Genomic DNA, 20,424 nt, shown 5'->3' on the forward strand with positions numbered 1-20,424 from the left:
CATGTCCATTAAACTGTTGTCCGTTCTGAGCGCGCCCAGAGGCGCGCGGCGCTTTAGGCCCGCGCCTCCCGCCAAGCTTGTGCCAGAATGCGAAGCCAATTTTCACGGGCAAGTTTCGTGAGATCGGCTTCACCATATCCAACCTCCCGGAGAGCGGCAATCAGCTTCTGATTGCCGGCCGCATCGCCGATTTCCTCAGGAATGGTGGCGCCGTCGAAGTCCGATCCGAGCCCCACGCAATCTATGCCGACGCGGTTCACGAGATAGTCGATGTGGCGGATCATGTCGGCAAGCGGCGTCTCGCTGTCCGAGCGGCCGTCGGGACGCAGCATGGCGGTGGCGTAGTTGATGCCGACGAGCCCGCGGCTTTCGCGGATCGCATCGAGCTGCTTGTCCGTCAGATTGCGCGCCACCGGCGTCAGCGCGTGGGCGTTCGAATGGCTGGCGACCAGCGGCTGGTCCGTCGTTTTCGCCACGTCCCAGAAACCCTTTTCGGTGATATGGGCAAGATCGATCAGGACCCCGAGACGATTGCATTCCCTCACCAGCGCGAAGCCGGCATCGGTGAGGCCCGGCGCCGTATCCGGCGACATCGGGAAGGCGAAGGGCACGCCGTAACCAAAGACATTGTGCCGGCTCCAGACCGGCCCGAGCGACCGCAGACCGGCCGCATAGAACACCTCGAGCGCCGAAAGATCGGCGCCGATTGCCTCGCAGCCTTCCATATGCATGACGGCTGCAAAAATGCCGTCCGCCATGGCGCCGCGGATATCCTTCACCGTCCGGCAGAGCCGCCAGGCGCCGGCTTGGTCGAGCCGCAGCGCGATCGCCGCCATTTCGGTGGCGATGGCAAGGGAAGGCAGCGGATCGAGAGGGGCCGCCATCGGCGTGATATAACGACCGTCGGCATCCGGGTCGGCGAAGACGAGATCGCCCGAGGGAATGTAGATGGCGCAGAGGCCGCCCGAAAGGCCGCCCTCCTTGGCCCGCCGGGCATCGATATGGCCGACCGTCGTACCGCCTGCGAATTCGGCGATCGGGTCGCTGCCGTCTTTTGAATGTGTCCAGAGTCGGAGGAGAACGTCGTTGTGACCGTCAAATACGAATTGCATCTGTCTTCCTGCGCTGCCCTACTGCATAATTCCTTAAATCGGAATCGATTCAAAGTGCTACAGCGTCCTTTACGCGTCTTTTCAGACGCGCGGCGCTGCAGAGGGCGAATGATGCAGTCAGAATAGAAAAGCTGACGGAATTCGCCACCTCTTTTTTCAGAAATTGGTTACCGACCTCCGGAGCTTCGCCGGAATCGAAGCGGGGGCCGAAGCCCCCGCGAAAACCTCGGATCGTGTGGCCGCAAATCAGTGCTTGCGGCGCTTCTTCTGTCGGTAGACGTCGATGACGACAGCCGCGACGATGATGAAGCCCTTGACGATCTCCTGGTAATAGGCGTCGATCCTGAGGAAGGTGAAGCCTGATGTCATGACGCCGAGGATGATGGTGCCGATGACGGTGCCGGTGATACGCCCGACGCCGCCGGTGAGCGAGGTGCCGCCGATGACGGTCGCGGCGATCGCGTCGAGTTCATATCCGACGCCCATGCTCGCCTGTGCGGTTTCGGCGCGGGCCGCCGTAACGATCCCGGCCAGGCCGGCAAGCAATCCGGCAATCACGTAGACCTTGACGAGATGCGCTTCGATGTTGATGCCGGAAACGCGTGCCGCCTGCGGGTTCGCGCCGATGGCATAGGTGAACTTTCCGTAGCGGGTATAGCGCAGCGCAATGTGAAAGATCAGCGCAACGACCAGGAAGACGACGACCGGCCACGCCTTGGTTCCGATGAAATGAAACTGCTCGGTGATCCCGGAAACCGGCTGGCCCTTGGTATACCACTTCGCCACACCTCTGGCGGACACGAACATGCCAAGCGTTGCAATGAACGGCGGGATCTTGGTGTAGGCAATGAGCGCGCCGTTCGCCAGACCCGCGGCCGCCCCGATCAACAGGCCGACGACGATCGGCACGACGGCCGGCAGGTCGGTCAGCGACGGGAAGACGGCCCGCCCCCAGGTCGACGACTGGGCAAAACTGGTCGCGATCATCGCGGTCATGCCGACGACCGAACCTGACGAAAGATCGATGCCGCCGGTGATGATGACCTGCGTGACGCCGACGGCGATGATGCCGATGACGGAGACCTGCAGGATCATGATCGTCAGGCGCTGCGAATTCATCAGGAAGCTCTGGCCGATGAACATCCAGCCGAGCACTTCATAGATGAGCGCGATGCCGACGAGCACGAGGAAAATGCTGAGCTCAGTCGGCAAACGCCGCCGCCGTTGCCGGGTTGCGAGCGGAGCCGCGCCCTCTGCTGCCTTGGTACTCATGTCAAACCTCCCTTGGGCGATCGCCGACGGCGCATCACTGCGCAGCCAGCTCCATCACCTTGATCTGCGTTGCTTCATCGCGATTGAGGAAACCGGTCACGCGCCCCTCATGCATGACCATGATGCGGTCGCTCATCCCGAGAACCTCGGGCATTTCGGACGAGATCATGATGACTGCCACGCCGTGGCGCGCCATCTCCGTCACCAGCCGGTGGATTTCCGCCTTGGCGCCGACATCGATGCCGCGCGTCGGCTCATCGAGGATCAGGATCCGCGGATTGGTGAGCAGCCAGCGCCCGATCAGCACTTTCTGCTGATTGCCGCCTGAAAGGTTTTCCACCCGCTCGTAAAGATTGGGCGTTTTCACCCGCAACTTTTTTGCCATGTCTTCGCAGGTCGCTTCGATGGCGCCCTGCTGCACGAAACCGCCCTTGACATATCTGTCCTGCAGAACGGCGATCTGCATGTTCTCGAGAATATCGAGGATCAGCAGACAGCCGGTATCTTTGCGGTCTTCGGTCAGGAACGCCATCTGGTGACGGATAGCCTCGGTCGGCGACGAAATCGTCACCGGCTTGCCGTAGAGTTCGATCGAGCCGGAGCTTGCCGGCGTCACGCCGAACAGCGTTTCGGCGACATTCGATCGCCCGGAACCGACAAGGCCGGCCACACCGAGGATCTCGCCCGCCCGCACCTCGAAGGAGACGTTCTTGAAGACGCCGTTGAGGCAAAGATCCTTGACGGAGAGCAAGACCTCGCCGATCGGCACGTCCTCTTTCGGAAACATCTGGGTGATTTCGCGCCCGACCATCATGCGGATGATGTCGTCGCGGGTAACGTCGGTCGAAGCGTGCGTGCCGATATATCGGCCGTCACGGAAGACCGAAAACTCGTCGGCGATCTCGAAAAGCTCGTTCATCTTGTGGGTGATGTAGACGATGCCGATGCCCTGAGATCTGAGATCGCGGATGATTCGGAAGAGATGCTCGACCTCGCGCTCCGTCAGCGCCGAAGTCGGCTCGTCCATGATCAGCACGTCGGAATTATAGGAAACGGCCTTGGCAATCTCGACCATCTGCCGGTTGGCGACCGACAGGTACCGGACCTCGATATCGGGATCGATGTCGATATTGAGCCTGGTAAACAGCTCCTCGGTCATGCGGTGCATGACGCCGTGATCGACGAAACCGAGGCGGTTCTTCGGTTCGCGGCGGATCCAGATATTTTCCGCGACCGTCATGAACGGCATCAGGTTCAGTTCCTGATGGATCATGGCAATCCCGTTCTCCAGCGCGTCGAGCGGAGATTTCAACCGGATCTCAACGCCCTTCAAGCGGATATCGCCCTTGTCGGGTATGTAAATGCCGGCAAGGATCTTCATCAATGTCGATTTGCCGGCGCCATTTTCGCCCATCAGCGCATGCACGGAGGCGCGCTTCAGCCGGAACTGCACGTCGTCGAGCGCGACGACGCCCGGAAATTCCTTGCGAACGCCCTCGGCGCTCAGCAGATATTCCGCATTCGGAACTGCGCCGCTCGCACGCACGGCGGCCATGGTTGTCGGGCTGACGGCCATATCATCTCCTCCGGATACGGACAGGCGGAAAGGATGCGGGCAGAACCCGCATCCTGGTGGCACTCGTCTCAGTTCTTGGTGACGAAGTCCTTGACGTTGGCAGGCGTGACGAGCTGGAAGGGAATATAAACCTTCTTGTCGATCTTTTCGCCCTTGGCGAGCTTGATCGCCGCATCGAGCGAGCCCTTGCCCTGGCCGGCGGCATCCTGGAAGACGGTGACGTCGAGATCGCCCGCCTGCATGGCGGCAAGCGCGTCCTGCGTGGCGTCGACACCGCCGATGACGACCTTGGTCATGTCCTTGCCGGCCGCCTTCAGCGCCTGGATGGCGCCGATCGCCATTTCGTCGTTGTTGGAGATGACAGCGTCGAATTCGATGCCGCTGGAGAGCCAGTTGGTCATCAGGTCGGCGCCCTGGGTGCGGTCCCAATTGGCCGTCTGCTCTTCGACGATCTCGATGCCCTTGCATTCATCGGTCTTGATCACGTCATGGACGTCCTGGGTGCGCGTGCGCGCAGCCTGGTTGGAGAGCTCGCCCATGATGACGACGGCCTTGCCCTTGCCGCCGAGAATGCGGCAGATTTCCTTGGTTTCCAGCGTGCCGGATTCCAGCTCGTTGGATGCGACGAAGGCCTGCTTGTCCGGCAGCGTGTCGACGTTGACAGGCTGGCGGTTGACGTAGACCAGCGGAATGCCGGCATCGGCGGCGAGCTTCGACATAGCCGTCGTCGCATCGGTATCGACAGGGTTGACGATGATTGCATCGACCTTGGAGGCGATGAAATTCTGGATCTGGCTCTGCTGCTTGGAAACGTCGTTCTGCGCGTCTTCGACCTGCAGCGTCACGCCGGAAAGCGTCTTTGCATAATCGGTCATGCCGTTGCGCAGAACGGTCAAGAAGTTGTCGTCGAACTTCGCCATCGAGACGCCGACGGTTTCCGCGTGAGCGGCCGTTGACATGACGAGCGCCATCGCAGTGCCCAGGATAAACTTTTTCATTTTCACTTCCTCCACAAAGCGGTGCCCGGCTGCACCCTCCTCACACCGGAGCTCCAGGCATTTGCCCTGAAGCCGCAATTTCCTCGCGCCGCCTCTCCCGCGGCGCTTCAGCAAAACGGAACAAACAAACCGTAAAATTTGTTCTTCGGAATATTCATTCCATTTTCTGGGAACGGCGTCAAGCCTCTTTAGTGGCGATGAGCGATGGATAAAAGGTGCAATGCCGCGGACTTGGCGATCGGCGCCCGCGTTGCCCCTGTTGTGAAAGGCGAAGGCCGCATCCATCTATGGGAGGGTCGAAGAGAAGGCCGCGGCCGCAGGCATCTTCGATCTTACGACGCGGCCGGTCATTTAAAGATTTTGGAGACAGGACAAATGTCCATTTCGATCTATCGCCTCACCGTTCCGATGTTCCAGCGCGGCCTCGGAAGCCTGAAAACCTATCTCGACAAGGCCGAGACCTATGCGAAGGAAAAGAATATCGATCCTGCCATATTGGTCGCTGCACGCCTTGCGCCCGACATGCTGCCGCTCTCCGGCCAGTATCAGCGCGCCAGCGATAGCGCCAAATTCACGCTCGCCCGCCTGACCGCCACCGACGCCCCGAAGTTCGAGGACGATGAGAAGACCTTCGATGAGCTGCGCGAGCGCCTGGCAAAGACCGAAGCCTATCTCGCCACCTTCTCGGCGCAGGCGCTGGAAGGCGCGGAAAGCCGTGAGATCACCCTGCCGGGCAAGAGCGGTATCGTGCTGCCCGGTGCCGAATATGTCACCGCCTTCGCCCTGCCGAACTTCTATTTCCACGTCACCACCGCCCACGCCATCCTGCGCAACCAAGGTGCGCCGATCGGCAAGCGCGATTATCTCGGGTAAAAGGCGTCAGGGCCGGCGTGTCACCGGCCCTCTTTCCGTCAGCTCGGTATAGGCAAACGTCTGGTCGAGATGCCGGGCCCTCAGCGACAGCAGCTTTTCGGCATATTCGAGCCGGATCGCCGCATAGGCCGGGTCGACCGCGACATTGTCGAGCTCCGTCGGATCGTCGCGGAGATTGAAGAGCAGCGGCGGCAGGGCGGCAAAGTGCACATATTTGAACCGCGCATCGCGGATCACCGCGAGATTGCATTCGCTCGATTTCAGCCCGAAATACCGCTCCGTTTCACCCTCGGCGATATCACGGAAATCGAATTCCCAGAAGGCTGCATCCCGCCAGTCCGGTCTGCTCCCGCCGTTGACGAACGGCATCAGCGACCGGCCGTCGAGCCCGTTTTTCGCGTCGATGCCGAGCCTTTCGCAGAGGGTCGGAAAAACATCCGCAGCGCTGGTGAAATCGTCGACGGCCCCGCCCCCAGCACCGCTTGCGGGATCGCGAATGACCAGCGGAATATGATAGCTGCCATCGAAGAAGCCGCCCTTGCCGAGCGTCCAGTGATCGCCCGCCATCTCGGCATGGTCGGAGGTGAAGACGATCAATGTATCGTCCCAGGCACCCGCATCCTTCAGGGCCTGCCAGATGCGGCCGAGCTGCGCATCGACCTCCGATATCATGCCGTAATAGATCGCCCTTATCGCGGCGAAATCCTCGGCGTTCCAGCCGCCGAGCGGCCCCGTCGCACCGTGGATGAAGTTGCCCTTGTCAACGCGCGGCATGGCAAAAGCGAGATAGGGATGACTGTCCTGTTCCACGGCCCGGTTTGCCGCACGCGCAAAAGCCGGCCCCTCGCCCGGCTTGAACATCCGATTGAACGGCTCCGGCACGGAGAATGGCGGATGCGGGCGCAAGAAGGAGACATGCGCAAACCACGGCCGATCCTGCTCGCCCAACCAACGAATGAACTCGCCGGCCAGGAACGCCGTCTGGGTCTCGTCGCTGGAATAGGCCGGCGCGCCATCGGAAATTTCGCCGGCTTGCGCGCCGACGGGAATATGGATGTCGCGGCTGACGGCATGCCGATGGCCGCGGGACCTCAGCCAGGAGAGCCATTGTCTTTCATGTTCGGGCAGAAGCTGGCGGGCCGTAAAGCCCGGCAGCACGCCTTCATAACTCGTCAGATGCGGATCGTTGGCAGCCATGCCGCGCGGATCGGGCGCCGTGTCGGTGTAGCCGAACAGCGTCGGGTCATATCCCGCCCGCCGGGCGGCGAGCGCCAGATTGTCGAAGCGGGCATCGAGCGGCGAACCATTGCGGCAGACGCGGTGGTTCATCTGGTAAAGGCCGGTATAGAGTGTCGCCCGCGCCGGCGAGCAGGGTGCGGCCCCGGCATAATGCCGCCGGAAGAGCGTGCCTTCCCGGGCCAGCGCATCGACGGCAGGTGTTTTCACGCAAGGGTGGCCGACGGCCGACAGGCAATCGCCGCGCCATTGGTCCGCCGTGATCAGCAGAATGTTCGGCCGGCGGACCTTTTCAATGCGGTCTGGCTCAATGCTGGTTGGATTTTGCATGCCAGTTCCAGGCGGAGCGGATGATCTCGGACAGATCATACTGCGGCACCCAGCCGAGCACGTCGCGCGCCTTGTCGTTATTGGCGACCAGCGTATGCGAATCGCCTTCGCGACGGCCGATATATTCGACCGGGAAAGGCCGGTTCGACACGTCCTCGATCGCGCCGAGCAATTCCTTGACCGTCGTGCCGGTGCCGGTGCCGAGGTTGAGCGCGACAGAATCGCCGCCCTTCAGCAGGTATTCGACGGCGCGCACATGCGCATCGGCAAGATCCAGCACATGGATATAGTCGCGCACGCAGGTGCCGTCGCGCGTCTCGTAATCGCTGCCGAACACCTTGAAGCCCTGGCGGCGGCCGAGTGCCGCATCGATCGCCAGGGGTATCGCATGCGTCTCCGGCTGGTGCCATTCGCCGATCCGGCCTTCGAAATCGGCGCCGGCCGCATTGAAATAGCGCAGCACCACCGAGCGCAGGCTTCTGTACTGGTCGTAATCGGCAAGCGCCTGTTCGACGATATATTTCGTCCGCCCGTAGGGATTGATCGGCACCTGCCGATGCGTCTCGTCGAGCGGCACGCTCTGCGGCAGGCCGTAGGTGGCGCAGGTCGAGGAGAAGACGAAGGTATTGACGCCGGCCGCCTGCGCCGCCGAAAGCAGCGTCAAAGTGCCGATGACATTGTTCTCGTAGAAGGACACCGGATCCTTGACCGATTCGCCGACCTCGATCAGCGCCGCGAAATGCATGATCGCCGCCGGCTTGTGCTTCGCCAGCACCTCGTCCAGCCGGGCGCGATCGCGAATATCGCCTTCCTCGGCCGGGCCCCATTTGACGAATTCGCGATGGCCGTTCGAAAAATTATCGAAGACGACAGGCTTGTAGCCCTTGTTCGCCAGGTCGAGACACGTATGCGAGCCGATATAGCCGGCGCCGCCGACCACAAGAACCGTTTCACCTGCCATTTACCACCCTTATTATTAGCGAGAGATGAAAGAAACCTAGACGAGATACACGTCAATAAAAAGAAGGAACTGCGTTAAAATAAAAAGCTAGAGCGGTTCTGCGCTTCCATGAAAAGCTGAGCCGCTCTAGGCGTGAACGGACAATAGGTCAAATGCCGAACCGCCCCCGGCCTCGTGCGTTTTGTGCCGGATCGGCGGTACGTGAATTATTCGCGTGATTTGCATAACCGGCCGTTTTAAGGGGCTTTAGCAGCAATCAGCCAGGAGCGCGCGAATGAGGAAGGCATTGGTCGTTTGGGGCGGCTGGCAAGGCCATGAGCCGGAGCAATGCGCTCATATCGTCGCCGATCTCCTGCGCCAGGACGGCTTCGCGGTAGAGGTGACCGGCGATCTCGGCATATTCGGCTCTCCAGCACTTGCTAAAACCGATCTGCTGGTGCCTGTTATAACAGGCGAAACGCTCGAAAAACCTCATGCCGCCGCCCTGGTCGAGGCGGTGCGCGGCGGGCTGGGGCTTGCCGGCCATCACGGCGCGCTCGCCACCTCCTTCAAGGAAAGCGCCCCTTTCCGCTATGTCTCCGGCGTCACCTGGGTTGCCCATCCCGGCAACATCATCGACTTCCGCGTCGCCGTCACCCGCCAGGACGATCCGGTCATGCAGGGCATCCCCGATTTCGACTATCGTTCGGAGCAATATTATCTGCACTATGATCCCACTGTCGAAATCCTGGCGACCACCACCTTTACCGGCGCCTACGATCCGGCGGCCCGCAATGTCGTGATGCCGGTCGTCTTCAAGCGCCATTTCGGCGCCGGCCGCATCTTCTATTCCGCTCTCGGCCATGTCGCGGCCGAATTCGACCATCCCTACATGCCGCTCATCCTGCGGCGCGGCCTCAGCTGGGCCGCCCGTCAGTAGCATTGGAGGGCGGGGGGAGCGGTCTTGCCGATCGCCGACCCGCGCCTAATCTCTCCGCATGCCGGATCGCTTCTCTTTCCTCCCCGCCACGGCCGACCGCCTGAATGATATAGAAGCAGTCTTCGACGATTGCTCCGGCGGCCGGAATTGTCGCTGCGCCTACTGGTATCTTCCGAATGCCGAATACAAGGCGGGATGGGGCGAGGGAAATCGCAGCTGGTTTCGAAACCTCGTCGTCGGGCCGCGCCCGCCGGGCATTCTCGGCTATCACCAGAACGAGCCGGGCGGATGGTGCGGTGTCGGGCCGCGCGCCGTCTTCGACCGGCTGCGCCGCTCAAAACCCTTCGCGCCGGTCGACGACAGGCCGGTTTGGTCGATCAATTGCTTCATCGTCCGCAAGCCGTTCCGGCGGCAGGGCCTGGCGCGATCGTTGTTGAAACACGCCGTCGAATTCGCAAGCGCGAACGGGGCCGAATGTCTCGAAGCCTACCCCGTCGACCAGGCAGCCCGTGCTTCGAACGGAGCCGAGCTCTATCCGGGAGCGCTCTCGATGTTTCTGGATGCCGGTTTCGTCGAGGTGGCAAGACGCCTGCCGGCAAGGCCGATCGTCCGCCTGGAATGCCGCTGAATATTTCGGCAACCCAAGGATTGATAAATTCAGGCTAGCGAGCCGCCTTGATCTGCCGATCGCTCTCGACGGCGGGGGCCTCGTCATAGACCCGCATCAGCCGCCCGGCTGCCTTCAGCTTCTCGATAAGATCGTTTCCATCGGGCGAGGCCTTGGTCAGCTCCAGCTGCTCAAACTCCCTTAGCGCCTGCGCCCAATGGCTCTCCCCGCGCCCGTCCGGCCTGCCTTCCGATTCCCACAGTGAATAAGCGCGCTGGCTGACCCAGGCGTCTTTATTACGACTCATAATCAACCCCAGCGAGAAATTTCGGAAAGAATATTCGATGGGAACAAGGTGCCAAAACCGGCTTTAGGAGTCGTTACGAGGCAGCGTTAGTTTTTAGCTAATACCGCAGCGCCGGGGGATTGTCCCCGGCACACATTTCTGGACCTTGGCCTCGTGCCGGCTCCGGGATAGGGTCATCCGCAGAAACGACAGCGATGACCGATGGCAGCCAAGACAACCCTCAATGCGAAGAATCTCGAATCCCTCGGTGCGCAGCGGCTTGCCGAATTGCTGATCGAGATCAGCACCGGCAGCGCCGCCCACAAACGACGGCTTCGAATGGAGCTTGCCGGCAATCACGGCAGTGCGGAAGTGGCGCGCGAGGTGCGCAAGCGCCTTGCCAGCATCGCGCGGGCACGCACCGTCATCGAATGGCATAAGGTGAAGGCGGTCAACGCGGATCTAGAAACGCAGCGGTCAGCGATCGTCACCGTCGTGGCGGCCGACGATCCGAAGGAAGCGTTCGATCTCATCTGGCAATTCCTTGCCGTCGCCGATTCGATATGCCGGCGATCCAACAGCAGCGACAGCGCCTTCATCGAGACGTTCCACCAGGCATGCGCCGATGCCGGCGTCATCGCCAGCTCCGCGGGGATCGGTATCGATGTCCTTGCCGACAGGGTCTTCACGGCGCTGCAGGATAACGACCACGGCCAATATGATCCGCTGATCGCCGAGATGGTTCCAGCGCTGGGCAAGGACGGCCTGGAACGTTTGAAGAGTCTCCTGGTGCAATGGTCGAACGAACCGGAGGAGAAGCCTGCCGACGCCGACCGAGAGATTCTCGGCTGGGGCGGCGACGGGCCGATCTACAGGGACGAGCTCTACGCCAATCAGCGGCAACTGACGGCGCGCATCGCTCTGCAGGAAATTGCCGATGCCCAGAATGATGTCGATGCCTTCATCGCCCAGCAGCCGGAACCAACGTTAAGGGCGCCGATGGTCGCAGCGGAGATTGCCGACCGTTTGCTCCTGGCTGGACGCGCCGAGGAAGCATTGGAGATTTTGGACGCCGCCGATCGCAGGGGGTGGTTCGAACTGCCGTTTGAATGGCAGTCCGCCCGCGTCAAAGCACTCGACGCCCTGGGACGAGCCGAGGAAGCGCAGGCCTATCAATGGCAATGCTTCGAGCAGGCGCTGAATGGCGAGCACCTTCGCGCTTTCCTGCGAAGGCTCGCCGACTTCGACGATATCGAGGCAGAGGAGAAGGCATTCGCCTTCGCGCACGGCTTTCCGGATGTTCATCGAGCCCTTGGCTTTTTCCTGACGTGGCCCGCACCCGCCGAGGCAGCGAAACTCATATCCAACCGCCAGGCGGAACTGGACGGCGAGCTGTACGAGCTGATGACACCGGCCGCCGAGATGCTGCAGGAGAAACACCCGCTCGCGGCAACCCTGCTGCTGCGGGCGATGATCGGCTTCGCCCTCGATTACGGCCGATCCAGCCGTTACAGGCATGCCGCACGCCATCTGGCGGAATGCGCGTCGCTGGCACCTCATATCGTCGATTTCGGCAGCGCCCGGCCCCACGACGCCTATGTGGTGGAGCTGAAGCGCCAACATGGGAATAAGCAGGGCTTCTGGAGCCTGCTGCGTTGAGCCGAATGCCCGATCTTACGAGCGAAACGGACATCGCCATGAAGAATCGTCAGTCCGCTCGAAACCATTGAGCGCATTATCTCCGCTACCTCCGCCACCTGAATGAATTGACCACAGCTCTCAACACATGATAGATATTAATAAGTATCTACCAGGGGAGTCCGTCACGATGAGCGCGACCGCCAAGCTATTCACGCATGGGCGCAGCCAGGCCGTGCGCCTGCCAAAAGAGTTCCGCTTCGAAGGCAAGGAGGTTCGGGTCAGCCGGGTCGGCAATCGAGTCATCCTCGAACCGCTCGACGCTGACAATGCCATGCCTTGGGCAGCAATCGACAAGCTGGGCGACACGCCTTTCATGCCCGAAGGTCGTGAGCAACCATCGATGCCAGCCGACCGCGCCGTGTTCGACTGATGATCCATCTTGATACCAATGTCGCAGTCGCGCTCTTGAACGGACGGCCACGTCAAGTTCGCGAGCGCTTCGATGAGGCGCGAAATGCAGGAACCCCGCTCGGCCTGTCAATCATCGTCTATCATGAACTGATGTATGGTGCCGCAGCCAGCGAGCGCCGACACGCGAACGAGGAGAAGATCGCCCTGTTCATCGCTTCGGGCGGGATTTCTCTGATCGATTTCAATGAGGGCGACGCACAAGAAGCAGCGGATATTCGCGCCTATCTCCGGAGACAGGGCACACCGATCGGGCCGTATGATGTACTGATCGCCGCCCAAGCGCGCCGAGCCGGCACCGTGCTGGTGACAGCCAATACAGGCGAGTTCGTCCGTGTGCCTGGCCTGCAAGTGCTCGACTGGGCAGCAGCCTCGTAGCTGCCGGCACTAATGGACTGAAGCTTGTTGAGAGAAATCAGCAGATCGCGGGGAAACTTTACGGCCCAAGGTCCAAGTGGCGGAGAGGGTGGGATTTGAACCCACGATACCCTTGCAGGTATGCCGCATTTCGAGTGCGGTGCATTCGACCACTCTGCCACCTCTCCGCGGTCTTGGTCGGCGCTTGTTCGGCGCGGGCGTTCTCATAACGAGCATATGACAGGTTGGCAAGCCGAAAAGTCGAAGCATTCCATCCTTTTGCCTTGACAGTTTTTTGTCGCTCGCGTATCTCGGCTGCGCAATAGGTTTGGAGAAATCCGTGCCTTGTTCGTCCTGCGCTTGCGTGGGGCGCTTCACCGGCAGGAAGAGTTCGAGGGTAGCCCTCTGAAATCCCTGCTTAACTTCGACTGATAAAAAGACGGCCACCTTGCTCAAGCGGCGAGGAGAGCTGGAACGAACATGAAAGGATAAAAAATGTTCGCAGTCATCAAGACCGGCGGTAAACAGTACCGTGTGGCAGCCAACGACGTGCTGACCATCGAAAAGCTGGAAGCCACCGCTGGCGATTCCATTGAATTCACCGAAGTGCTCGTGATCGGCGAAGGCGCCGACGCTGCGATCGGTGCGCCCTTCGTTACCGGCGCCTCTGTCAAGGCAGAAGTCGTCGAACAGAACCGCGGCAAGAAGGTCATCGCCTTCAAGAAGCGCCGCCGTCAGAATTCGAAGCGTTCGCGCGGCCATCGTCAGCATCACACGGTCGTCCGTATCACGGACATCGTGGCTGCCAAGTAAGATCAACGGGTTTCAGGTTTAAAGGAGAACTCCAATGGCACACAAAAAAGCTGGCGGTTCCTCGCGCAACGGTCGCGATTCCGAATCCAAGCGCCTTGGCGTGAAGAAGTTCGGCGGCGAAGCCGTCATCGCAGGCAACATCCTCGTGCGTCAGCGCGGGACGCAGTGGCATCCGGGTTCCAACGTCGGCCTCGGCAAGGATCACACGATTTTTGCGCTTACCGCCGGCAATGTGAACTACCGAACGAAGGCCAACGGTCGCGTCTACGTGTCTGTCATGCCGAAAGCGGAAGCAGCGGAATAAGCCGGTAGCGCTCAAAAACAGCCGGCGTCTCATCGACCCGGCTGGCCGTATCAGGTTCAGTCCAGAAAACAGGGGAGATGGGGCGCCATCTCCCCTTTTTCTTTGTCCAAACAGGAGGACTGAACATGCAAGGCGAATTGTTAAGGGTAGACCAATCACGGTCTCCCCGGGAAGACCGGGTGTCTTCCGAAGAACGGCTGAGGCCGGAACGGTTAAGGACCGATTGCCCTGTCTTATTATCGGAAAGGCTCGTCATGCGCGCGCCCCACGAAGAAGACATCGACGCCCTTGCCCATCTCGCCAACAACGCCAAAGTCGCCACCATGGTATCGCGTATGCCGCACCCCTATACCGCCGATGATGCTGCTGACTTCGTGCGTCGCACGAAAAATGGCGAGATTGGCAAATGCGTCTATGCGATCACCAAGGCCGAAAACGGCGCCTTTATCGGCTGCTGCGGTGTCGAGCCGCATGCCGACGGCAGGACCGTCGAAATCGGTTACTGGCTGGGCGAACCCTATTGGAACAAGGGCTATACGACCGAGGCCTGCCATGCCCTGGTCGATATGGTGTTCAGAACCCGCCAGGACGTCGATCAGATCGACGCCCGCTGCCGGGTGATGAACGTCGCCTCGCGGCGCGTTATCCAGAAGTGCGGCTTCCAGTTCCAGGGTTCGGGGCTCGCCGCCTCACTGGCGCTCGGCAGCAACGTGCCTGTGGAATGGTACAGGCTCGACCGCAAGACCTGGATGTCGCTCCGAAGCTGGGGGAACATCGCATGAGCACGACCGCGCTGCAAAGGCCGGAGGTCACGCCGATGATGCCAGGCCCCGCGCCTGTCATCTCGACCGCCCGGCTGACGCTCCGTCCCCACCGGCTGAGCGATGCGCCTGCGATCGCGGAATCGCTCTCCGATTTCGCGGTCACGCGCATGCTGTCCCGCGTGCCCGCGCCGTTCGACCGGCAGGATGCGCTGGACTGGCTGATCCCGGTCACCTCCGGCACCTTGCCGGACTGGCCGCTGGCGATCACCGGCAAGGACGATGTCCATATCGGTAATGTCTCGATCGAGCTGCGCCACGGCCGCTGGCACCTCGGCTACTGGCTGAACCGCTACTACTGGCGGCGCGGCTATATGAGCGAGGCGGTGGCGGCGATCATCGAGCGCTTCTCGCGCCGCATGCCGGAGACGCCGGTTCATTCCGGCGTCTTCGCCGACAATCCGGCCTCACTGCGGCTGCAGGAGAAGCTCGGTTTCCGCATGACGGGCTGCGGCGAAATCTATTGTTTCGCCCGCAACACCATGGTGTCGCACATCGAAACCGTGCTGCAGCCGGGCATGTTGGCGCCGCGCAAGGTGGCCTGATCGAAAAAAGGGAGGCGCCGCCACAGCGGCGTCTCCGTCAATCGCCGATCTCGACCCAGAGAGGGAAATGATCGGAGCCCTCGGATTGCGTATCGATCCGGGCGGATTTCAACCGGCCCTCGAGGCCGCAACTGACGAAGCAATAATCGAGATGCATGCGTTTGCTGTGATCTTCGGGATCCATCCAGCTGTAGCTTCCCGGCCGATAGGCCGAAAGCGCCGCAAAGGCGTCGATCGGCGTGCCGATCCGGGCGACACGGCCGTAATATCCGCCGCCGGCACCGGCAAGCGCGCAATATTCCGGCGATTCCGGCTCCATGTTGAAATCGCCCATGATGACGTAATCCTCCGGCAGCGGCGGCTCCGGCAGATCGAATTCGCCACCGCCCGTCAGCGACCCGCCCTCCTGGACGAAGGCATTGATCTCAGCGTTCAGGAATTGCAGCTGGCGGATGCGCTCGTCGGCCGAGACATGGTCGAGATGGACGGAATAGACGCGGATCGCGCCGCCGGGTGTTGTGATGACCGCCTCGGTTGCGCCGCGCTGCAGGTTGATCTTGCCGATCGTCCGGCTGCGCGGCAGAAGCAGCGTTCGGGTCGAGATGACAGGCCAGCGCGACAGCACCATGTTGCCGAATTGGAAGCGGGTGCCAGGCGGCGGCTGAGGCCTGCCTTCAGCTGCCTCGACATGCATGTCGCAGGCCGGCCCATACACCCAGAAATAGTCGGGAAAAAAGGCTGCAACATCGGCCACCATGTCGGCAAAACCGTTGCGCGAGAAGCCGCGGGTCACCTCCTGCAGCGCGATGACATCGGCGCCCTCAAGGCTGCGGGCAATGCGCGCCAGATCGTATCTGCCGTCGAGACCGAAGCCGTACTGTATGTTATAGCTCGCAAAATTCACGATAATCTTTGACCTCCGTCGGAACCGCCTATATCGAATGGGCCAAGACGGGCCGTCCAACTGCCACCGGATACTGGAAGTAAAATGAAATTTCTCGACGAAGCAAAGGTCTATATCCGATCCGGAGACGGCGGCGGGGGCAGCGTCTCCTTCCGGCGCGAGAAATTCATCGAGTTCGGCGGCCCCGACGGCGGTGATGGCGGACGCGGCGGCGATGTCTGGGTCGAGACCGTCAACGGTCTCAATACGCTGATCGATTTCCGCTACCAGCAGCATTTCAAGGCGACGACCGGCACCCACGGCATGGGCCGGAACCGTACCGGCGCCAACGGCAGCGACGTGACGCTCAAGGTCCCCGTCGGCACCCAGATCTTCGAGGAAGACCGGGAAACGCTAATCTGTGATCTCACCGTCGAAGGCCAGCGTTACTGCCTCGCCCATGGCGGCAATGGCGGTTTCGGCAATGCTCATTTCAAGACCTCGACCAATCAGGCGCCGGATTGGGCCAATCCCGGCCTGCCCGGCGAGGAAAAAACCCTCTGGCTGCGGCTGAAGCTGATTGCCGATGCCGGCCTTGTCGGCCTGCCCAATGCCGGCAAATCGACCTTCCTTGCATCAGTCACCCGCGCCCGGCCGAAGATCGCCAACTATCCCTTCACCACGCTGCATCCCAATCTCGGCGTCGCCACCATCGACGAGCGGGAATTCATCCTTGCCGACATTCCGGGCCTGATCGAAGGCGCCCATGAAGGGGTCGGCATCGGCGACCGTTTCCTCGGCCATGTCGAGCGCACCCGGGTGCTGCTCCACCTCGTCTCCGCCCAGGAGGAAAAGGTCGGCAAGGCTTATAAGACGGTCAAACACGAGCTCGAAGCCTATGGCAACGATCTGACGGATAAGCCCGAGATCGTGGCGCTGTCGCAAATCGACGTGCTCGACGAGGCCGAACTCAAGAAGAAGACCAAGGAATTGGCCAAAGCCTGCGGCAAGACGCCGTTCCAGATTTCGGCCGTCACCGGCAAGGGCATGACCGAGGTCCTGCGCGCGCTGCGCGACGTCATCGTCGAGGAAAATACCGAGGAAAAGCCTGCCAGGGTGCCGAAGCTCAGGCATCGCGACATGGTCGTCACCGATGAGGGCGAGGACGAGGCCGATGACCAGCCGTAAGCCGCTTGGCCGCTACCGCCGCATCGTCATTAAGATCGGCTCTGCGCTTCTGGTCGACCGCAAGGCCGGGCTGAAGAAGGCCTGGCTCGACGCCATGTGCGCCGACATTGCCGGCCTGAAGGCCAAGGGCATCGATGTGCTCGTCGTTTCCTCCGGCGCAATCGCGCTCGGCCGCTCGGTGCTCGACCTGCCCTCGGGGGCACTGAAACTGGAGGAAAGCCAGGCGGCGGCCGCCGTCGGCCAGATCGCGCTGGCGCGCGCCTGGTCGGAAAGCCTGTCGCGCGACGAGATCGTTGCCGGCCAGATCCTGCTGACGCTGGGCGATACCGAAGAGCGCCGCCGCTATCTCAATGCGCGGGCCACCATCAATCAGCTGTTGAAGATCGGCGCCGTGCCGATCATCAACGAAAACGATACGGTCGCCACCAGCGAAATCCGCTATGGCGACAACGACCGCCTGGCCGCCCGCGTCGCGACGATGACCGGCGCCGACCTGCTCATCCTTCTTTCCGACATCGACGGCCTCTATACCGCCCCGCCGCATCTCGATCCGAACGCAGCCTTCCTGGAGACGATTTCCGCAATCACGCCGGAGATCGAGGCAATGGCCGGGGGTGCTGCCTCCGAGCTCTCGCGCGGCGGCATGCGCACCAAGATCGATGCCGGAAAGATCGCCACGACATCGGGCTGCGCCATGATCATCGCCTCCGGCAAGACCGACAGCCCGCTGTCGGCGATCGAAAACGGCGCCCGTTCCTCGTGGTTCGCCCCTTCGGGGACCCCTGTCACGGCTCGCAAGACCTGGATCGCCGGACAGCTGCAGCCGGCCGGTGAACTGCATGTCGATGACGGCGCCGTCACCGCTCTCGGCGCCGGCAAGAGCCTGCTTCCGGCCGGCGTGCGCAGCGTTTCCGGCCTCTTCAGCCGCGGCGACACCGTCGCGATCATCGGCCCCGAAGGTCGCGAGATCGCCCGTGGCCTTGTCAGCTACGACGCCGACGACGCCCGCCGGATTGCCGGCCGCAAGTCGGCCGAGATCGAGGCCATCCTCGGTTATGCCGGGCGCGCCGCTATGGTCCATCGCGACGACATGGTGATGACCGCGCCGATCGGTTCCAAATCGGAAAGGCAGAAGAAGGACGCGAGCTATGCTTGATACCGTTGCGCCAGGCCCTGACATTGACGTGCTGATGAACGACATCGGCCGCAAGGCGAGGGCTGCCGCACGACCGCTGAGCTTTGCGTCCGCCGAGGTCAAGAACAGCGCGCTGAATGCGATGGCCGATGCGATCCTGGCGAACAAGGCTGAGATTCTTGCCGAGAACGCCAAGGACCTGAGGGACATCGAAGGCACCGAGATGCTCGCCTCCTTTGTCGACCGGCTGACGCTGAACGACAAGCGCATCGCCGAAATGGCCGAGGGAATCCGCGCCATCGCCGCCCTTGCCGATCCGGTCGGCGAAGTCATTGCCGCCTGGGACCGGCCGAACGGCCTGAAAATCGAGCGCGTCCGCACGCCGCTCGGCGTCATCGGCGTCATCTTCGAAAGCCGGCCGAACGTCACCGCCGATGCCGGCGCCCTCTGCCTCAAGGCGGGCAATGCCGTCATTTTGCGCTGCGGGTCGGATTCGCGCCATTCATCGCAGGCTATCCATGCCTGCCTGGTCGAGGGCCTGAAAGCGGCAGGGCTTCCAGAGCATGCTATCCAGCTCGTCCCGGTCACCGACCGCGCCGCCGTCGGCGCCATGCTGCGCGGCCTGGACGGGGCGATCGACGTCATCGTGCCGCGCGGCGGCAAGAGCCTGGTCGCCCGCGTGCAGAGCGAGGCCCGTGTGCCGGTTTTTGCCCATCTCGAAGGCCTTTGCCACATCTATGTCGATGCCTCCGCCGATATCGAGATGGCAAAGCAGATCGTCGTCAATGCCAAGATGCGCCGTACCGGCATCTGCGGCGCGGTCGAAACCCTGCTCGTCGACGGTGCCGCGATCGGCACGCATCTGACGCCGCTGCTCGAGATTCTCACGGAGGCCGGCTGCGAGATCCGCGGCTCCGCAACCGTTCTGAAGGTCGCGCCCGGCATGAAGCCGGCGACCGAGGAGGACTGGTCGACCGAATATCTCGACGCGATCATTTCCGTTGCCGTCGTCGACGGCATATCGGGCGCGATCGCCCATATCCAGACCTATTCCTCGAACCACACCGAGGCTGTCATCGCCGAGGACCCTGACGTCGTTGCGCGGTTCTTCACCGAGGTCGATTCGGCGATCCTGCTGCACAATGCCTCGACGCAGTTTGCCGATGGCGGCGAGTTCGGCATGGGTGCGGAAATCGGCATTGCCACCGGCAAGATGCATGCCCGCGGCCCGGTCGGCGTCGAACAGCTCACCTCTTTCAAATATCGGGTGCACGGCGCCGGACAGACGCGACCCTGACGTGGCGATTGGGCCTGACGTGGTGATTGAGAATGTGGACCGGCACTATCTCCGCATGCCGCACAGCGAGCGCGGCATGGTCGTCGGTCTGTTCGGCGGTTCGTTTAACCCGCCGCATCAGGGCCACGCGCTCGTCGCCGAGATCGCCCTCAAACGGCTCGGCCTCGATCAGCTCTGGTGGATGGTCACCCCCGGCAATCCGCTGAAGAGCCGCAACCAGCTCGCTCCGCTTGCCGAGCGCATTGCCGAAAGCGAGCGCATTGCCCCCGATCCCCGCGTCAAGGTCACCGCCTTCGAACAGACGCTCGGCGTCAGCTATACCGCCAACACGCTTGCCCGCGTCAAGGCGCGCAATCCGCATGTGCATTTCGTCTGGATCATGGGCGCGGACAGCCTGCAGACCTTTCACAAATGGCAGAAATGGCAGGAAATTGCCCGCACCTTCCCGATCGCCGTGATCGACCGGCCGGGTGCGACGCTCTCCTTTCTCTCCTCGAAGATGACGAGGACCTTCGATTTCGCCCGTGTCGACGAGGATGACGCGCGTGTGCTCTGGAAGAAACCCGCGCCGGCCTGGACCTTCATCCACGGACCGCGCTCCGGCCTGAGCTCGACGGCAATCCGCAACGGCTCTGCGCCGGGCAGCTCCGAATAGGTCGGTTTTTAGGGAAATCCCAGAAACGAGAAAGCCCGACGGGGGAGGAGATCCGTCGGGCTTATGAACTCGATCGACAACTGGGAGGAGGAGTGTTGTCGATCCTACCGAACGGCTATGGGAGGAGGAGATGCCGTTTCGATGAGT

Annotated in this window: 22 protein-coding genes and 1 tRNA gene; 14 read left to right on the forward strand and 9 right to left on the reverse strand. The window is 61.9% G+C overall.

Translation table 11 applies throughout. From position 1 onward, the window contains the following. Nucleotides 1–53: 53 nt before the first annotated feature. The 4 genes from PO860_RS19875 to PO860_RS19890 form a co-directional block, all read right to left on the reverse strand. Nucleotides 54–1,112, reverse strand: coding sequence for a dipeptidase (locus tag PO860_RS19875; protein WP_273884410.1), 1,059 nt, complete (start codon nucleotides 1,110–1,112; stop codon nucleotides 54–56). A 246-nt stretch (nucleotides 1,113–1,358) separates the two neighbouring features. Beyond that, nucleotides 1,359–2,384 (reverse strand): ABC transporter permease, encoded by a 1,026-nt coding sequence (locus PO860_RS19880; RefSeq protein WP_183608490.1) that lies wholly within the window; start codon nucleotides 2,382–2,384, stop codon nucleotides 1,359–1,361. A gap of 34 nt (nucleotides 2,385–2,418) precedes the next feature. Continuing rightward, nucleotides 2,419–3,960, reverse strand: coding sequence for a sugar ABC transporter ATP-binding protein (locus PO860_RS19885; protein ID WP_183608489.1), 1,542 nt, complete (start codon nucleotides 3,958–3,960; stop codon nucleotides 2,419–2,421). 68 nt (nucleotides 3,961–4,028) lie between these two features. Further along, nucleotides 4,029–4,958 (reverse strand): sugar ABC transporter substrate-binding protein, encoded by a 930-nt coding sequence (locus tag PO860_RS19890; protein ID WP_183608488.1) that lies wholly within the window; start codon nucleotides 4,956–4,958, stop codon nucleotides 4,029–4,031. 375 nt (nucleotides 4,959–5,333) lie between these two features. On the opposite strand from PO860_RS19890, the gene PO860_RS19895 reads away from it, so the two are divergent. Then, nucleotides 5,334–5,831, forward strand: coding sequence for a DUF1993 domain-containing protein (locus PO860_RS19895; protein WP_183608487.1), 498 nt, complete (start codon nucleotides 5,334–5,336; stop codon nucleotides 5,829–5,831). A 6-nt stretch (nucleotides 5,832–5,837) separates the two neighbouring features. Here the strand turns inward: PO860_RS19895 and PO860_RS19900 are convergent, their stop codons facing one another. After that, a complete protein-coding gene (locus PO860_RS19900; RefSeq protein ID WP_275037951.1) occupies nucleotides 5,838–7,397 on the reverse strand; it encodes an alkaline phosphatase family protein in 1,560 nt (519 codons plus the stop codon). Further along, a complete protein-coding gene (galE, locus tag PO860_RS19905; RefSeq protein ID WP_273884409.1) occupies nucleotides 7,375–8,358 on the reverse strand; it encodes a UDP-glucose 4-epimerase GalE in 984 nt (327 codons plus the stop codon). Before galE ends, PO860_RS19900 begins: the two co-directional genes overlap by 23 nt. 274 nt (nucleotides 8,359–8,632) lie before the next feature. Here galE and PO860_RS19910 point away from each other — a divergent pair, with 274 nt between their 5' ends. Together PO860_RS19910 and PO860_RS19915 are read left to right on the forward strand one after the other, a co-directional pair. Further along, nucleotides 8,633–9,277 (forward strand): ThuA domain-containing protein, encoded by a 645-nt coding sequence (locus PO860_RS19910; RefSeq protein WP_272783520.1) that lies wholly within the window; start codon nucleotides 8,633–8,635, stop codon nucleotides 9,275–9,277. Between the two features lie 58 nt (nucleotides 9,278–9,335). Further along, nucleotides 9,336–9,905 (forward strand): GNAT family N-acetyltransferase, encoded by a 570-nt coding sequence (locus tag PO860_RS19915; protein WP_273884408.1) that lies wholly within the window; start codon nucleotides 9,336–9,338, stop codon nucleotides 9,903–9,905. 34 nt (nucleotides 9,906–9,939) lie between these two features. On the opposite strand, the gene PO860_RS19920 is transcribed toward PO860_RS19915, so the two are convergent. After that, nucleotides 9,940–10,191: a DUF2934 domain-containing protein gene (locus PO860_RS19920; protein WP_273881337.1), complete on the reverse strand. Its 252-nt coding sequence runs from the start codon at nucleotides 10,189–10,191 to the stop codon at nucleotides 9,940–9,942. 201 nt (nucleotides 10,192–10,392) lie between these two features. Between PO860_RS19920 and PO860_RS19925 the strand changes: the two genes are divergently transcribed. The 3 genes from PO860_RS19925 to PO860_RS19935 all read left to right on the forward strand — a co-directional run bounded on the left by PO860_RS19925 (nucleotide 10,393) and on the right by PO860_RS19935 (nucleotide 12,657). Beyond that, entirely contained in the window at nucleotides 10,393–11,829 is a 1,437-nt protein-coding gene (locus PO860_RS19925; RefSeq protein ID WP_273884407.1) for a DUF6880 family protein, read from the forward strand. A 169-nt stretch (nucleotides 11,830–11,998) separates the two neighbouring features. Continuing rightward, a complete protein-coding gene (locus PO860_RS19930) occupies nucleotides 11,999–12,241 on the forward strand; it encodes an antitoxin (protein ID WP_183608480.1) in 243 nt (80 codons plus the stop codon). Further along, nucleotides 12,241–12,657 carry a type II toxin-antitoxin system VapC family toxin gene (locus PO860_RS19935; protein WP_273884406.1) on the forward strand — a complete coding sequence of 139 codons (417 nt, stop codon included), beginning with the start codon at nucleotides 12,241–12,243 and terminating at the stop codon, nucleotides 12,655–12,657. The genes PO860_RS19930 and PO860_RS19935 overlap by 1 nt, the downstream gene beginning before the upstream one ends. Nucleotides 12,658–12,734: 77 nt before the next feature. Here the strand turns inward: PO860_RS19935 and PO860_RS19940 are convergent. Further along, nucleotides 12,735–12,824: transfer RNA gene (locus tag PO860_RS19940), tRNA-Ser, on the reverse strand. Between the two features lie 307 nt (nucleotides 12,825–13,131). Here PO860_RS19940 and rplU point away from each other — a divergent pair. From rplU to PO860_RS19960, 4 genes are all read left to right on the forward strand, one after another. Beyond that, nucleotides 13,132–13,449, forward strand: a complete 318-nt coding sequence (rplU, locus tag PO860_RS19945; protein ID WP_003543907.1) for a 50S ribosomal protein L21 — start codon at nucleotides 13,132–13,134, stop codon at nucleotides 13,447–13,449. 34 nt (nucleotides 13,450–13,483) lie between these two features. Beyond that, the gene (rpmA, locus tag PO860_RS19950) at nucleotides 13,484–13,753 is read left to right on the forward strand and encodes a 50S ribosomal protein L27 (RefSeq protein ID WP_003567620.1); all 270 of its coding nucleotides are present in this window, start codon (nucleotides 13,484–13,486) and stop codon (nucleotides 13,751–13,753) included. A gap of 125 nt (nucleotides 13,754–13,878) precedes the next feature. Continuing rightward, nucleotides 13,879–14,535, forward strand: a complete 657-nt coding sequence (locus PO860_RS19955; protein WP_183608478.1) for a GNAT family N-acetyltransferase — start codon at nucleotides 13,879–13,881, stop codon at nucleotides 14,533–14,535. Next, the gene (locus tag PO860_RS19960; RefSeq protein ID WP_272783516.1) at nucleotides 14,532–15,119 is read left to right on the forward strand and encodes a GNAT family N-acetyltransferase; all 588 of its coding nucleotides are present in this window, start codon (nucleotides 14,532–14,534) and stop codon (nucleotides 15,117–15,119) included. The genes PO860_RS19955 and PO860_RS19960 overlap by 4 nt, the downstream gene beginning before the upstream one ends. A 37-nt stretch (nucleotides 15,120–15,156) precedes the next feature. Here PO860_RS19960 and PO860_RS19965 read toward each other — a convergent pair whose 3' ends face one another. Next, entirely contained in the window at nucleotides 15,157–16,023 is an 867-nt protein-coding gene (locus PO860_RS19965; protein WP_272783515.1) for an endonuclease/exonuclease/phosphatase family protein, read from the reverse strand. A gap of 84 nt (nucleotides 16,024–16,107) precedes the next feature. Between PO860_RS19965 and obgE the strand changes: the two genes are divergently transcribed. Genes obgE through PO860_RS19985 form a run of 4 tightly spaced genes read left to right on the forward strand, consistent with a single transcriptional unit; the run spans nucleotide 16,108 to nucleotide 20,277 of the window. Further along, the gene (gene obgE, locus PO860_RS19970; protein ID WP_273884404.1) at nucleotides 16,108–17,190 is read left to right on the forward strand and encodes a GTPase ObgE; all 1,083 of its coding nucleotides are present in this window, start codon (nucleotides 16,108–16,110) and stop codon (nucleotides 17,188–17,190) included. After that, a complete protein-coding gene (gene proB, locus PO860_RS19975) occupies nucleotides 17,177–18,346 on the forward strand; it encodes a glutamate 5-kinase (protein ID WP_273884403.1) in 1,170 nt (389 codons plus the stop codon). The genes obgE and proB overlap by 14 nt, the downstream gene beginning before the upstream one ends. Beyond that, nucleotides 18,339–19,622 (forward strand): glutamate-5-semialdehyde dehydrogenase, encoded by a 1,284-nt coding sequence (locus tag PO860_RS19980; protein WP_273884402.1) that lies wholly within the window; start codon nucleotides 18,339–18,341, stop codon nucleotides 19,620–19,622. Before proB ends, PO860_RS19980 begins: the two co-directional genes overlap by 8 nt. Further along, nucleotides 19,543–20,277: a nicotinate-nucleotide adenylyltransferase gene (locus PO860_RS19985; RefSeq protein WP_411197011.1), complete on the forward strand. Its 735-nt coding sequence runs from the start codon at nucleotides 19,543–19,545 to the stop codon at nucleotides 20,275–20,277. The genes PO860_RS19980 and PO860_RS19985 overlap by 80 nt, the downstream gene beginning before the upstream one ends. Nucleotides 20,278–20,424: the final 147 nt, after the last annotated feature.

Source organism: Rhizobium binxianense, from assembly GCF_028994275.1.
Taxonomy (GTDB): Bacteria; Pseudomonadota; Alphaproteobacteria; order Rhizobiales; family Rhizobiaceae; genus Rhizobium; species Rhizobium binxianense.